At 47.9% G+C, this 12,548-nt stretch carries 15 protein-coding genes and 2 pseudogenes; 7 read left to right on the forward strand and 10 right to left on the reverse strand.

Going from position 1 to position 12,548, the window contains the following annotated elements:
• Positions 1-58 precede the first annotated feature (58 nt).
• Together pspG and dusA are read right to left on the reverse strand one after the other, a co-directional pair.
• Positions 59-322, reverse strand: coding sequence for an envelope stress response protein PspG (gene pspG, locus BZJ21_RS04935; protein WP_077669275.1), 264 nt, complete (start codon positions 320-322; stop codon positions 59-61).
• Between the two features lie 158 nt (positions 323-480).
• The gene (gene dusA, locus BZJ21_RS04940) at positions 481-1,509 is read right to left on the reverse strand and encodes a tRNA dihydrouridine(20/20a) synthase DusA (RefSeq protein WP_077669276.1); all 1,029 of its coding nucleotides are present in this window, start codon (positions 1,507-1,509) and stop codon (positions 481-483) included.
• 341 nt (positions 1,510-1,850) lie between these two features.
• Here dusA and BZJ21_RS16665 point away from each other — a divergent pair.
• Positions 1,851-1,967 (forward strand): annotated as a pseudogene (locus BZJ21_RS16665) (site-specific integrase); the annotation flags it as partial.
• A 215-nt stretch (positions 1,968-2,182) separates the two neighbouring features.
• Here the strand turns inward: BZJ21_RS16665 and BZJ21_RS04950 are convergent.
• A complete protein-coding gene (locus BZJ21_RS04950; protein WP_131825165.1) occupies positions 2,183-2,554 on the reverse strand; it encodes a hypothetical protein in 372 nt (123 codons plus the stop codon).
• 307 nt (positions 2,555-2,861) lie between these two features.
• Between BZJ21_RS04950 and BZJ21_RS04955 the strand changes: the two are divergent.
• The 3 genes and pseudogenes from BZJ21_RS04955 to BZJ21_RS04965 all read left to right on the forward strand — a co-directional run.
• Positions 2,862-3,062: pseudogene (locus tag BZJ21_RS04955) on the forward strand (tyrosine-type recombinase/integrase); the annotation flags it as partial.
• A gap of 192 nt (positions 3,063-3,254) precedes the next feature.
• On the forward strand, positions 3,255-3,545 hold the full coding sequence (locus BZJ21_RS04960) for a type II toxin-antitoxin system TacA family antitoxin (RefSeq protein ID WP_021023507.1): 291 nt from the start codon (positions 3,255-3,257) through the stop codon (positions 3,543-3,545).
• The gene (locus tag BZJ21_RS04965) at positions 3,521-4,078 is read left to right on the forward strand and encodes a GNAT family N-acetyltransferase (RefSeq protein WP_021023506.1); all 558 of its coding nucleotides are present in this window, start codon (positions 3,521-3,523) and stop codon (positions 4,076-4,078) included. Before BZJ21_RS04960 ends, BZJ21_RS04965 begins: the two co-directional genes overlap by 25 nt.
• A gap of 217 nt (positions 4,079-4,295) precedes the next feature.
• Here BZJ21_RS04965 and BZJ21_RS04970 read toward each other — a convergent pair whose 3' ends face one another.
• The 4 genes from BZJ21_RS04970 to azu all read right to left on the reverse strand — a co-directional run bounded on the left by BZJ21_RS04970 (position 4,296) and on the right by azu (position 6,321).
• Positions 4,296-4,868, reverse strand: a complete 573-nt coding sequence (locus BZJ21_RS04970; RefSeq protein WP_077669277.1) for a hypothetical protein — start codon at positions 4,866-4,868, stop codon at positions 4,296-4,298.
• Positions 4,869-4,892: 24 nt separating this feature from the next.
• Positions 4,893-5,258 (reverse strand): hypothetical protein, encoded by a 366-nt coding sequence (locus BZJ21_RS04975; protein WP_021023504.1) that lies wholly within the window; start codon positions 5,256-5,258, stop codon positions 4,893-4,895.
• A gap of 252 nt (positions 5,259-5,510) precedes the next feature.
• Positions 5,511-5,633: a hypothetical protein gene (locus tag BZJ21_RS16795; RefSeq protein WP_269087433.1), complete on the reverse strand. Its 123-nt coding sequence runs from the start codon at positions 5,631-5,633 to the stop codon at positions 5,511-5,513.
• A gap of 241 nt (positions 5,634-5,874) precedes the next feature.
• Positions 5,875-6,321: an azurin gene (gene azu / locus BZJ21_RS04980; RefSeq protein WP_021023502.1), complete on the reverse strand. Its 447-nt coding sequence runs from the start codon at positions 6,319-6,321 to the stop codon at positions 5,875-5,877.
• Positions 6,322-6,603: 282 nt separating this feature from the next.
• On the opposite strand from azu, the gene zur reads away from it, so the two are divergent.
• Together zur and BZJ21_RS04990 are read left to right on the forward strand one after the other, a co-directional pair.
• Positions 6,604-7,047 (forward strand): zinc uptake transcriptional repressor Zur, encoded by a 444-nt coding sequence (gene zur / locus BZJ21_RS04985; RefSeq protein WP_021023501.1) that lies wholly within the window; start codon positions 6,604-6,606, stop codon positions 7,045-7,047.
• 29 nt (positions 7,048-7,076) lie between these two features.
• Positions 7,077-7,541: a chemotaxis protein CheX gene (locus BZJ21_RS04990; RefSeq protein ID WP_077669278.1), complete on the forward strand. Its 465-nt coding sequence runs from the start codon at positions 7,077-7,079 to the stop codon at positions 7,539-7,541.
• 100 nt (positions 7,542-7,641) lie between these two features.
• Here the strand turns inward: BZJ21_RS04990 and pgi are convergent, their stop codons facing one another.
• Positions 7,642-9,297: a glucose-6-phosphate isomerase gene (gene pgi, locus BZJ21_RS04995; protein ID WP_021023499.1), complete on the reverse strand. Its 1,656-nt coding sequence runs from the start codon at positions 9,295-9,297 to the stop codon at positions 7,642-7,644.
• A gap of 229 nt (positions 9,298-9,526) precedes the next feature.
• Between pgi and BZJ21_RS05000 the strand changes: the two genes are divergently transcribed.
• On the forward strand, positions 9,527-9,958 hold the full coding sequence (locus BZJ21_RS05000; protein ID WP_077660547.1) for a secondary thiamine-phosphate synthase enzyme YjbQ: 432 nt from the start codon (positions 9,527-9,529) through the stop codon (positions 9,956-9,958).
• A 51-nt stretch (positions 9,959-10,009) separates the two neighbouring features.
• On the opposite strand, the gene alr is transcribed toward BZJ21_RS05000, so the two are convergent.
• Together alr and BZJ21_RS05010 are read right to left on the reverse strand one after the other, a co-directional pair.
• Positions 10,010-11,149 carry an alanine racemase gene (gene alr, locus BZJ21_RS05005; protein ID WP_077669279.1) on the reverse strand — a complete coding sequence of 380 codons (1,140 nt, stop codon included), beginning with the start codon at positions 11,147-11,149 and terminating at the stop codon, positions 10,010-10,012.
• A complete protein-coding gene (locus tag BZJ21_RS05010; RefSeq protein WP_021023496.1) occupies positions 11,121-12,512 on the reverse strand; it encodes a replicative DNA helicase in 1,392 nt (463 codons plus the stop codon). Before BZJ21_RS05010 ends, alr begins: the two co-directional genes overlap by 29 nt.
• Between the last annotated feature and the right edge of the window lie 36 nt (positions 12,513-12,548).

Raw genomic sequence — 12,548 nt, forward strand, 5'->3', positions numbered from 1 at the left:
GAAGCCAAAAACAACTTATGCTGTCCGTTTGCTGTGCACACGCGCAAGTTTTCACGCTCTAGCGGCGACGGAATCGTGCCCAGCGCTTTTCATTGATGATCACTTCTGACTGACCTTTACGGCTGCGACGTTGACGTTTGACTAACCAAACCACCACAGCAATGACTAAAAGCCATGGCAGTAGCTTGAGCAGCGTACCGATCATCCCGGCCAACATCATCACAGCAAAACCCGCAAGCATCGCCAGTACCATGCCCATGATGCTGACTCCGGTCATGAATAACACCACCGCAAAGCCAATCAGAAAAAGTAGTTCGATCATTACGATCTCCTTGTCTTGATAGCGAGACAGACTCTGCAGGTTTTAAGCCAATTTGTCACTCTATATATTCTCATTATTTCAGTACGTTAGGATTGGCTTTCCGGTCGATGTCAACGTGGTGGTTAAATGTAAACCTAAATTTAGTCATTTTCACTCAATTACGCATCAAGCCAATCGTCAGGAATGTGGCTCATCGCCGTGGTCAGCACTTCAATACTTGCTCCCGGCTTGTGCGCATTCTCGCTGATATAGCGACGCCATTGCCGCGCGCCAGGCATATTTTGGAACAAACCTAACATATGGCGACTGATATGGTTCAGTTGCGCCCCTTGAGAGAGCTGTTTTTCGATATATGGGAACATGGCTTCAACCGCTTGACGACGTGTAATGCGAGGCGTTGTCATACCAAATAAACGCTGATCGGCCTCGGCCAACATAAACGGACTCTGATAAGCTTGGCGACCAACCATCACCCCATCAAGATGCTCAAGATGCTGCTCCGCTTCCTCAAGACTTTTCACCCCGCCATTGATAGCAAGCGTCAGGTGCGGAAAGTCTTTTTTGAGCTGATACACGCGTGGGTAATCCAGTGGCGGGATATCGCGGTTCTCTTTTGGGCTCAAACCGTTTAACCACGCTTTGCGCGCATGAATCGTGAACATATCACAGCCACCTTTTTCGCTGACTGTCTCAACAAAGTCGGTTAAAAATTCATAGCTGTCTTGCTCATCAATACCAATGCGGGTTTTCACCGTAATAGGCACATCGGTGACTTCTCGCATGGCAGCCACACACTGCGCCACCAGCTCAGGCTCCGCCATTAAACACGCCCCAAAGCGCCCGTTTTGCACCCGATCCGACGGGCAACCGACGTTGAGGTTAATTTCATCATAGCCACGCTCGGCCGCCAGCTTGGCGCACATTGCCAAATCCGCCGGATCCGATCCCCCCAGCTGCAACGCCACCGGATGCTCCTGCTCGTTGTAAGCAAGGTAATCCGCTTTACCATGAATGATCGCCCCCGTGGTCACCATCTCGGTAAACAGCAAGGTTTGCCCAGATAATAAACGATGAAAGTAACGGCAGTGTCGGTCCGTCCAATCAAGCATGGGTGCAACAGAGAAACGCTGCATCACCGTTTTTGGCGTCATATCAGGGCTGGCGGCGGTTTTGCTGGGGGTAGTCATGGTCTCGAATCTCTGCAAATTACGTTGAACGACAGTCGTTTTCGACAGGCGGACGCCAATAGTACGCCTCAGAGCAGAGGAACAAACATAGACGAACACCCGCGAATGCCTAAAATACTAAAAGGCACCGCCTGTAGATACACGCAACAGGCGGACGCAGATTATACACAGAGTGTCCAAGACATTTAAGCAGAATCCACATACATTGGCGTGAGCAAACAAGCCTACCCATGATTTAGAAACCAACGGTATCGGCTAAAAAATGTCAGCAAAGATTAGTGGTAACATTGATATGTTCTTGAATAAGCGAAGTGTTTGAGCTGTAGCAATACAGTATCTGCAGGCTATTTGAAAAGATTGAGGAGGTATCGCAGGTAGCAGGCCACCGGAACTTGAACGTGCTGTGGACGGTGTACACGGAGTTGTTTCCATATAAGTTGCATGAAAAAGGGGCGTGATCCCCAGGGCGAGCGCAGTGATGTTTACTGTGCACTCATTCACGCGAAAGGTCATTGTTTGAACTTCGGCCGCTCGACTATATAGGCATATAACGCGATCAGTGGGAAGATTATTAACGCGAACTCCCCTAACGTATTCCAAAAGGCATAAGCACCTAACGCTGCCGCCAATGCAACGAGGATTAATAACGATCGATCCTTTAATCGGCGCATGATTATTGATTCCTTAGCAAGTTGTGGCTGTTTGGTTGGCGTAAAGCATCATCCGCAGCCCATAAAGGTAAGCCAAGCTCTTGAAAAGCTTTTTTAAGCTCTTCACCACTACATGACGTCGCACTTGTTGACGCTCTCAGTGCTGAACCAATAATCGCCCCAGCATAAAAAGAAGCTGTGACACCTGCGACTGTGGTTCCTGCGGCTCGACTAGCGACTACGCTAATCGAGACATCAGCAGCTTTAGTCATTAAAGCCGCTTCAATACTCGCTAGCGCACCTGACATTGTTGCCATACTACCAAACACTGTTTTGGGTACAGGAAGCCCCATTAGCTCTAAATTACTTTCGATATTGTGTGTGAATTTATCCACGTTAAATCGGCAAATCGCCATACAATTGATGCCCCTAAATTGAAAACTCAGTTTAACTGAATAACTGCTCTCCAAAAAATAGGGACGACGATATGTGATTTATGACTCGCTTTATATGCTTGATGCGTCATTTCGGTTATCTCTTGGAACAAAATCACACATTAATCGTTTCCACGCTACCGCTTGGAAACGTGGGAAATCGAAAAGGTATCTTTGATCAGCTATCCAATTCATTTAGACAGGAAGATATCGAGCAGGGCGAGCGCCCGAACAGCAACGTACGAATACCGTTTATTGATATTCTCGGTTTCAGCGTGTGCGCAATGCGCTAGGCATTACCGATTTACGTTATCACGATTTACGCCGCGAGGGGGCCAGCCGGCTATTTAAGAAAGGCTATTCGATTGAGGAAGTGGCGCAGGTGACAGGCCACCGGAACTTAAACGTACTGTGGACGGTGTACACGGAGTTGTTTCCGCATAAGCTGCATGAAAAGGCGATTCAGTGAGACAAGTTGACCTAGGATAAAGGTTGACAACCGCGCCAAAACCTCTAGAGTAAACATTGTACGTGAAAACGCCGTACACGAAGAACCGAGATGCTTAATTTAAGAAACTGAAATTTACGTTTACATTTACTTTAAAATCATCAGCTTAATCAAAACAAAGGATAATCCACCTGCCTTGGCGGAGTGAAAACTATGAATGCTATTAAAAAAGAGCGCGTTGAATTAAGAGTCACATTAGAAGAAAAACAAGCGCTTGAAGAAGCGGCCACACTATCAAATACTACTTTGAGCAGATTCATTGCGGAGAGCGCAAAAGAGACAGCTCAGACAGTTATTAATGAGCATAAAAGGCTAATGATCACCCATGAACAGTGGGATTCTGTTATGCATGCATTGCATAACCCTTCACAGCCAACAGAGCTTATGAAAGAAATCCTAAGCTCTTCTACGGAGGAAACGTGGACAGTACAAGTCAACAGATAAGAGTAGAGAAGTTTGACCCACAAAAGTGCTATGACTTTGACAAGTTTGACTGTGGTGATGGTGGGTTAAATGGCTTCCTACAAAACGAACTTGTTAGGCAAGCAGAAAAAGGAACTCTGGTTGCCTATCTCTGCATCATCGAGAGTGACCAACAACCTTCAGAGGTTGTTGGTTTCTTCACTCTGAGTAGCTCAAGTTTGGAGCGAAATGTATTCACTAACAAGTGTAGAAAAGATCTGGTATACAAGTCAGCTCCCTGCATATTGCTGGGGAGAATAGCTGTTTGCAAATCAGTACAAAAACAAGGTGTAGGCAAGTGGCTTTTAGGTCTCGCTATCAAAAAAGCGATACAATCTTCCAGCGATATAGGTGTGTACGCGTTAGCACTTCACGCCGAAGAGCATAACTGGCCATTCTATAGGGGTGCCGGTTTTACACAATCACAGCATGGGGAAAGAAAACTGTTCGTTTATCCTCTAAAGCAAGGTCTAAAGCATTACATAGAAGAGAATAAGTTGGATCGATTATCGTAGCAGCCACTCTCGTCTTTGTTTACTCAGCCAATAAAGACGAGAGATCTGTTCCCGCACGTACGGCTAAGCCGTAGCGATGCTCTAAGACTACACTTTTTGGGGTGTAGCCGGTAGTGTTCAGACTTCTGTGTCATTTCGTTAAACTATACCAAAAAGAGATGACACAGAATATTGAACCCCCTCTTTCAAACAAAAAAAGAGCTTTTCAGCTCCTTTTTTATGCAGTCAACCGTTCATTTGAAACATGCTCATATGCAGGCTTAATATTCCTGGCTACCATTGTCATATCTAACATGTAGTCAGTAGCTTTCTTCGTTCTCCGGTATAGAGTACCAATGAACTTAAATGCTAGTACAAAAGGCAATACGTAGACAACAAACATAAAAGAGTTCATCGCCAATACCTTGTGTAAAACCTTACCAACCTCATGAAATGTCTCTAGAGGTGTTTCATCTTTGGCATTATCTAAGAGGCTATGAAATTTTTTCCTCGAAATTTCATACTCTTTGGACGATTCCTCGATGTGGATCGTTGTACGAACGAAGTTAGAAAATGTCAGCATATGTAGGCGATTCAATGAGCGATTAATACCAGTATCAACTTCTTTAAACGCACGAATCGTCTTCTTATCACAAGTTCCCTGAACTTCTATCAATCTAGCTCTCAGCTTATCCCTTAGAACAAACAACTCATCGCGAGCTGATTGACGAAAACTAGGCAGGATAATGGCCTGATACACATAGTGCACTATACATACAACGAAGAACATAACGCCAATATATTGCATCATGTAGTCTCCCAACCAGTATATAGATTAGTAGTTATCACTAGACCCTAGCGGGGTATTTACCTGCTCTTTCTGCAGTCTAGATTTTTCACTACCAATTCTTTGATACTCAGAGCTATGTTTACGTCTCATAATTCTGGCATGACCTGCCCAGAGAATGCACACTACTACTGTGCTCACCCAGCCAGCTAAAGATAAGTTCTTAAATCCATTCAGAATTAACACACCAAAATCATAAACTTTACTTTCCGGCATCTTCCAGATGAAGGCCAGAACCAGTAAAAAACCAAGCACAGGCAACAACTGTCCTCGATCCATAGCTCTTATAATGATGTCCCTGAAGGCTTGCGCCCACGAGACTGTCGATTTGCTGTTCTTGTTCGGCTTCGCCATATCACATCATATTGTTAAACATAGCCCATTTTGACCACATCTTATTTATTTCTGCATAACAAAGTTTCCCTTAACACCATCAAGCTCACACGTTTACACAGATGAGTCAACGGGATGCAAATCATACAACAGGTACAACTAAAAGCAATCGAACAGGACTCAAATCAACAAAAATTTTGACCAACATAACGACAAAAAAGTTCCAACGAGTTGACTAAAGTAACGTATCAGTACTCCTTTAGTACCCCTCAATTACGCTAGAGCACTAATGGCGGGAAAATCGGTCCAATCGAGCATGGGCGCAACAGAGAAACGCTGCATCACCGTTTTTGGCGTCACATCAGGGCTGGCGGCGGTTTTGCTGGGGGTAGTCATGGTCTCGAATCTCTGCAATTACGTTGAACGACGGTCGTTTTCGACAGGCGGACGCGGATTATACACATTGCATCGGTAAGATTTAAGCAGAACCGGTTCACCAGCAGGCTTAGAGAAAGAAATCGGTAAGATAACAGTATGGAGACCGTTATGATCGCAGGGGTGATTCGACTTACTCTGTTATTAAGCCGAGAATGAAACAAGCGAGAGAGCCGAACGATGCGCTCTCTCGCAACAAGACTTATTCGATAGTGAATTTGCCTTTCATTACCGTCCAATGGCCGGGGAAAGAGCAGAAATAAGTTAAGTCTTTGCCTTGCAACCCATCGGTTGAGAAGGTGATGGTGGTGCTTTCGCCGCCGCCAACCAACTTGGTATGTGCCAAGATACGATCATCACCTTGTGGTAGGTAATCGTTATCGGCACCCGCACCCGCGCCTTTCATGGCGATATCTTGCAAGTTAGACGTTTCCGACAGCACCCAGTTGTGGCCCATCGAGGTCACAGGCATTGAGCCTTGATGCTCCAGCGTGAGCGTGACTTCACTACAGCTTGCTGGTACGGACAACGATGACTGGTCGTAGGCCATTTTATCGCCGGTGGTGACAGTTAACTCACACTCATTGGCAGCCGCTTGCGTAGAGACAGACGCGAACGCCAAAGCGGCGAGGGCTAACAGTTTTTTCATCGGTACATACTCCTGTTATGGATGTAAAGGTATGTTTTTTATGCCTGTGGCACACTGCCATCATACTGACATGACAGCGCAAAACAGTTAGCCGATTCAAAAATCGACTGATTATTTATTGTTTTTACTTCTATCATTACCCAAAGGTAGCTGATCGCGATCAAGTGGTCATAGACTATCTATTTACACTTGTGGCAAAGCGCATAGGATAAAGATACGCAGGGTGCGTTGGTATACAGCTATGATAAGATAACTGTCTGACTGTTAGTACTTTGAGGCGCTATGACCCAGATCACTGGTTTACTGCACCGCGCACAGCAGCTATGTGAGCAACGTGGTGTGAGATTAACGCCGCAACGAACCCGCGTTTATGAAATTATCGCCAATAACTCACGGGCGATTACCGCGTACGAGCTGCTCGATATATTGCGTGAAACCGAGCCACAAGCGAAACCCCCAACGGTGTATCGTGCGCTAGACTTTCTATTAGCACAGGGGTTTGTGCACAAGGTAGAGTCGACCAATAGCTATATTGCCTGCTGCCACTTAGGGCATCAGGGGCACTGCTCTCAACTGCTGATTTGTGATCAATGCGGCACCGTGGAAGAGTGTCACACTGAAGAGCTATCAGAGGCATTGCGTGAGAAAGCGCGTAAAATGGGCTTTGATGTGCAACATCATGTGATTGAAACCCATGGCACTTGTGCACAATGCTTGGCTCACTAACACTGATTTGATTAGGACGGACACTCTTTATGGAAGCACAATTCGTCAACCCATTTCTTACTTCACTGATTAATGTGCTACAAACCATGGCACAGCTGGACATCCAGCCAGAGAAGCCTCATTTAAAAAAGTCAGAGATCGCAAAAGGTGACGTCTCTGGGTTGATAGGCATGGTTGGCCCACAAACCAAAGGATCATTTTCAGTCACATTTGATGAAGATATGGTACTGGAAATCATGCAACGCATGCTGGGCGAGCGTTCAGAATCCATTGATGAAGAAGTGACCGACATGGTCGGTGAGATTACTAATATGGTGACAGGCGGCGCTAAGCGGATCCTATCCGAAAAAGGCTTTGAGTTTGAAATGGCGACCCCAGTGGTTGTCTCAGGCAAAGGCCATACCATCAACCACAAAAGTGATGGCCCAGTGATTATCATGCCGTTTAAGTCCCCACATGGCACAGCGTTTATCGAGATCTGCTTCGATCATTAAACAACGATGCGCAGCTTAGTCAACCCACCTATATTAAGATAAAAACGCCGCGATAAGCATCGCGGCGTTTAGCTTTCTCAATTAATCGTAGTCGGTCAGCTTACGCTTGGCGCCACTGCTTGAATGCATTGATCAGTCCATTGGTCGAGCTATCATGGCTCTCAACCTGCTGATCATCACTCAGCTCAGGCAAAATGTTGCTTGCCAGTTGTTTACCCAGCTCAACACCCCACTGATCAAAGCTGAAAATGTTCCAAATTACACCCTGAGTGAAGATTTTATGCTCATACATCGCAATCAAAGCCCCGAGTGTATAAGGCGTGATTTTCTCAACCAAAATAGAGTTGGTTGGACGGTTACCTTCAAACACTTTAAAGGGTGCGATCGCGGCCACGTCTTCGGCCGATTTGCCCGCTTTCACTAGCTCGGCTTCGACTTGCTCACGGCTCTTACCAAAGGCTAATGCTTCGGTCTGAGCAAAAAAGTTCGCCATCAGTTTAGCGTGGTGATCGCCAATCGCGTTGTGACTATGCACGGGGGCAATAAAGTCACACGGGATTAACTTAGTGCCTTGGTGGATAAGCTGATAGAAAGCATGTTGGCCGTTTGTACCAGGTTCACCCCAGATAATTGGGCCCGTTTGATAATCGACCGGATTACCGTGACGGTCGACATACTTACCGTTTGATTCCATGTTGCCTTGCTGGAAATAAGCGGCAAAGCGATGCATATACTGATCATACGGTAGGATAGCTTCTGATTCAGCACCGTGGAAGTTGTTGTACCAGATACCGATTAACGCCAACAACACCGGCATGTTTTGAGCCATGGGTGCGGTTTTAAAGTGGTTATCCATTTGATGTGCGCCATCGAGTAAGGCGACAAAATTGTCAAAGCCGACGCCTAAGCAAATCGATAGACCAATGGCTGACCACAGTGAATAACGGCCACCAACCCAGTCCCAGAACTCGAACATGTTGGCCGTATCAATCCCAAAGTTCGCAACAGCATCGGCATTGGTTGAAAGCGCCGCAAAATGCTTCGCCACCTGGCTTTCATCTCCAGCAGCCTTCATAAACCAGTCACGCGCCGTGTGCGCATTGGTCATGGTTTCTTGGGTGGTAAAGGTTTTTGAAGCCACCAAGAACAACGTCGTTTCAGGATTCAGGGCTTTTAACGTTTCGGCCATGTGGGTGCCATCAACGTTAGAAACAAAGTGTAAATTGAGGTGGTTTTTGTAGGCTGCCAGCGCTTCAGTGACCATGTAAGGGCCAAGATCTGAGCCACCGATACCAATGTTCACCACATCGGTAATTGCTTTCCCGGTATAGCCTTTCCACTCACCGCTGATCACACGCTCAGAGAATGATTGCATTTGCGCGAGTACTGCGTTGACGTGCGGCATGACATCTTCGCCATCCACCATAACAGGCTGGTTGCTACGGTTACGCAACGCAGTATGAAGCACGGCTCGGTCTTCTGTACGGTTGATTTTCTCACCATTAAACATCGACGTAATCGCGTCTGAGACGCCCGTTTCGTCTGCCAATGCCAATAACTTGGTCAGGGTTTCTTCGCTGATCAGGTTTTTGGAATAATCCAACAGAATGCTGTCTTCAAATTGCGTTGAGAAATGGGCAAATCGGTCTGGATTATCCGCAAACAGATCCGCCAGTGTATAGTCCTGTGCTTCTTCAAAGTGGGCAGTCAGTGATTGCCACGCCACGGTTTGTGTGGGGTTCGTTGTCTTTAGCATCATGTCATCCAAATCGCGTTGTGAGTGCTGCTGTGGGTATCACAGCAGGCTGGAGTCCTGTATAACGTCAGCACCACCATGCTGTACGCAGCGGTTATTGGTGTAATATTACATAATCATGGCTCGATTCTCACATGCAATCGCTGTGAGTAGGTTGCGATTAATCATAGAATAGTTGGATCGCCTTTGGGCTAACTGATTACGATAGAGATCACAACAAGGATTGCTTATGTGGTACCAAACTGAAATTCGCTTACGCCCGCGCTCTCGAGGCTTTCATCTTGTGACCGACGAGATCATCGACGCACTGCCTGTGTTGCATGATATTGAGATGGGGATGATGCAGGTATTTATCAAACATACCTCAGCCAGTTTAACCCTCAATGAAAATGCGGACCCCACCGTGCGTCAAGATATGGAGTCCCATTTTAATCACTCAGTGCCCGAGCGTGCGCCCTATTACCGTCATACCTATGAGGGGGATGATGATATGCCGGCACATATTAAGGCGTCTTTACTGGGGGCAAGTGTCACTGTCCCTATCACTCAAGGACACCTCAATCTCGGTACGTGGCAAGGGATTTATCTAGGCGAACACCGTGATCAGGGCGGTTCACGTACGCTGGTCGTCACACTTCAAGGCGCGCCTACCGCGGGCTAATCAACCGAGACAAAGCAGCCCCGAGGCGTTTAGCGTATCACTGCGTTTCGCTCACCCCCTCGGGGAGGGATTGGTTAGATATTGACGTGGGACGCGGCCTGTCACCTGGCAGACAAGTTCATAACCAATCGTATCAACCAAGCGCGCGATGCGCTCAACCGGGAGCTCGGGTCCCCACAACACCGCTTCATCACCCACCTTATCGGTCGCATCTGGACCCAGATCAACGGTGATCATATCCATTGAGACGCGCCCAGCCAGCGGTACTTCTCGACCATTGAGCCATACGGGCGTGCCGTCAGGTGCAGAACGCGGATAGCCGTCGCCATAGCCGATCGCAATCACACCAATCAAGGTATCGCGCGAACTGCGCCAACGCGCGCCATAACCTACCGGCTCGCCAGCTTTGAGACGACGCACAGCCATGACCCGCGATGTCAGGCGCATTGCCGGCTTCAAACCAAGTGCGTCGCCTGTTAATTCAATACGAGAGGAAATGCCATACAGGCAAATACCTGGGCGCACCCAATCAAAATGACTTTGCGGCCAAAATAACGTGCCGGAAGATGCAGCCAATGAGCGTTCACCGGGCAGCCCTTCCGTAACGCGCGAGAAGGTGTCAATTTGCGCTTGGGTGATCGGATTATCCATTTCGTCCGCGCAGCCAAAATGACTCAAGTAACCAATCTCAGGCGCTACATTGTCGCAAGCATGCAGGGCAAAAAGTGCACCAGGCACCTGATCCGGTTCAAAGCCGAGCCGATGCATGCCTGAGTCCACTTTTAGCCATACCGACAAAGGCGAAGGCAGGGTCGCTTGTGTCAGCATTGCCACTTGCTCATCACAGTGCACCGTGGCGGTCAGTTGGTGCTCAACCAATAACGGCAGCTCATCCGCTTCGTAGAAACCTTCGAGTAGCACAATGGGTAAGGTAATGCCCGCTTGACGCAACGTCAGTGCTTCTTCTATCCGCGCCACCCCAAAGGCATCGCTATAAGGCGCCAACGTCGTCGCAACGGAGGTTAGCCCATGACCGTAACCGTCCGATTTGACCACTGTCATCATTTTGCTACCGGGGGCTTTGCGACGCATCACTTGGATGTTGTGCACCATGGCCTCGGGATCAATGAAGGCGCGAGCCGCATTGGTCATGGTAGACAGATCACTCATCATCAAACGCGGGTCCTGCATAATTATCAAAGCGTGAGTACTGGCCTTGGAAGGTCAAGCGCACACTACCAATTGGACCGTTACGCTGTTTACCAATCAGGATTTCTGCAATCCCTTTCATGGCACTTTCTGGGTTGTAGACTTCGTCACGATAAATAAACATGATCAAGTCAGCATCTTGCTCAATCGCACCCGACTCACGCAGGTCCGAGTTAACGGGGCGCTTATCAGCACGTTGCTCCAACGAACGGTTAAGCTGCGATAGCGCCACTACAGGCACATTCAGCTCTTTCGCGAGCGCTTTCAGTGAACGCGAAATTTCAGCAATTTCCAAGGTCCGGTTTTCTTGTAACCCTGGCACGCGCATCAGTTGCAAATAGTCGACCATGATCATGCTCACGCCACCATGTTCGCGCGCCACACGGCGGGCTCGCGAGCGCACATCAGTCGGTGTTAGGCCGGAACTATCATCGATGTACATGTTCTTTTTCTGCATCAAGATCCCCATCGAGGACGAGATACGCGCCCAATCTTCATCATCTAATTGGCCGGTTCGGATCTTGGTTTGGTCAACCCGTGATAACGAGGCCAACATACGCATCATCAGCTGCTCAGCCGGCATCTCGAGCGAGAAAATCAATACAGGCTTTTCTTGATCCATGGCTGCGTTTTCACACAAGTTCATCGCAAAGGTCGTTTTACCCATCGATGGTCGTGCCGCGACGATAACGAGATCAGAAGGCTGTAAGCCTGCCGTTTTCTTATTAAGATCGGTAAAACCCGTCGATACGCCGGTAACCCCGTCTTGCGGTGACTTGAACAGCTCTTCAATGCGCTCTAGGGTGCGACTCAGTACCGAGTCAATGTGCTGTGGACCTTCGGTTTCACTAGTCCGAGACTCAGCAATCGCGAAGACTTTACTCTCCGCCATATCGAGCAAATCTTCTGAGCTTCGCCCTTGGGTATCATAGCCCGCATCGGCAATTTCATTGGCTACCCCAATTAGGTTGCGCACCATGGCGCGCTCACGCACAATGTCGGCATACGCCACAATGTTAGCGGCGCTCGGGGTGTTTTTCGCCAGCTCCGCCAAGTAAGCAAAGCCGCCCACATCGTCGAGCGTTCCCGCCTTTTCGAGATGCTCAGACAAGGTGATGAGATCAAGCGGCTTCCCCTCATCCAGTAGCGATTTGGTCGATTCATAAATCAACCGATGGGGTCGGCTATAAAAATCATGGCCGACGACTTTTTCCGCAACCGCATCCCAGCGTTCATTATCCAACATTAAACCACCTAAAACCGACTGCTCGGCCTCTATCGAGTGTGGTGGCACTTTGAGGTTAGCGACTTGCTGATCTTTTGCGGGTTTACGATTGTCTGCCATAAAAACTCACCTATTACTAATGGAAGTCATTATACC

Source organism: Salinivibrio costicola subsp. alcaliphilus, assembly GCF_001996185.1.
Lineage (GTDB): Bacteria > Pseudomonadota > Gammaproteobacteria > Enterobacterales > Vibrionaceae > Salinivibrio > Salinivibrio costicola.

Excerpts from the sequence above, each read along its gene's own strand:
- pspG (WP_077669275.1), bottom strand. The coding sequence starts at position 322 with ATGATCGAACTACTTTTTCTGATTGGCTTTGCGGTGGTGTTATTCATG.
- dusA (WP_077669276.1), bottom strand. The coding sequence starts at position 1,509 with ATGACTACCCCCAGCAAAACCGCCGCCAGCCCTGATATGACGCCAAAA.
- BZJ21_RS04960 (WP_021023507.1), top strand. The coding sequence starts at position 3,255 with ATGAATGCTATTAAAAAAGAGCGCGTTGAATTAAGAGTCACATTAGAA.
- BZJ21_RS04970 (WP_077669277.1), bottom strand. The coding sequence starts at position 4,868 with ATGATGCAATATATTGGCGTTATGTTCTTCGTTGTATGTATAGTGCAC.
- BZJ21_RS04975 (WP_021023504.1), bottom strand. The coding sequence starts at position 5,258 with ATGGCGAAGCCGAACAAGAACAGCAAATCGACAGTCTCGTGGGCGCAA.
- BZJ21_RS16795 (WP_269087433.1), bottom strand. The coding sequence starts at position 5,633 with ATGACTACCCCCAGCAAAACCGCCGCCAGCCCTGATGTGACGCCAAAA.
- azu (WP_021023502.1), bottom strand. The coding sequence starts at position 6,321 with ATGAAAAAACTGTTAGCCCTCGCCGCTTTGGCGTTCGCGTCTGTCTCT.
- zur (WP_021023501.1), top strand. The coding sequence starts at position 6,604 with ATGACCCAGATCACTGGTTTACTGCACCGCGCACAGCAGCTATGTGAG.
- BZJ21_RS04990 (WP_077669278.1), top strand. The coding sequence starts at position 7,077 with ATGGAAGCACAATTCGTCAACCCATTTCTTACTTCACTGATTAATGTG.
- pgi (WP_021023499.1), bottom strand. The coding sequence starts at position 9,297 with ATGCTAAAGACAACGAACCCCACACAAACCGTGGCGTGGCAATCACTG.
- BZJ21_RS05000 (WP_077660547.1), top strand. The coding sequence starts at position 9,527 with ATGTGGTACCAAACTGAAATTCGCTTACGCCCGCGCTCTCGAGGCTTT.
- alr (WP_077669279.1), bottom strand. The coding sequence starts at position 11,149 with ATGCAGGACCCGCGTTTGATGATGAGTGATCTGTCTACCATGACCAAT.
- BZJ21_RS05010 (WP_021023496.1), bottom strand. The coding sequence starts at position 12,512 with ATGGCAGACAATCGTAAACCCGCAAAAGATCAGCAAGTCGCTAACCTC.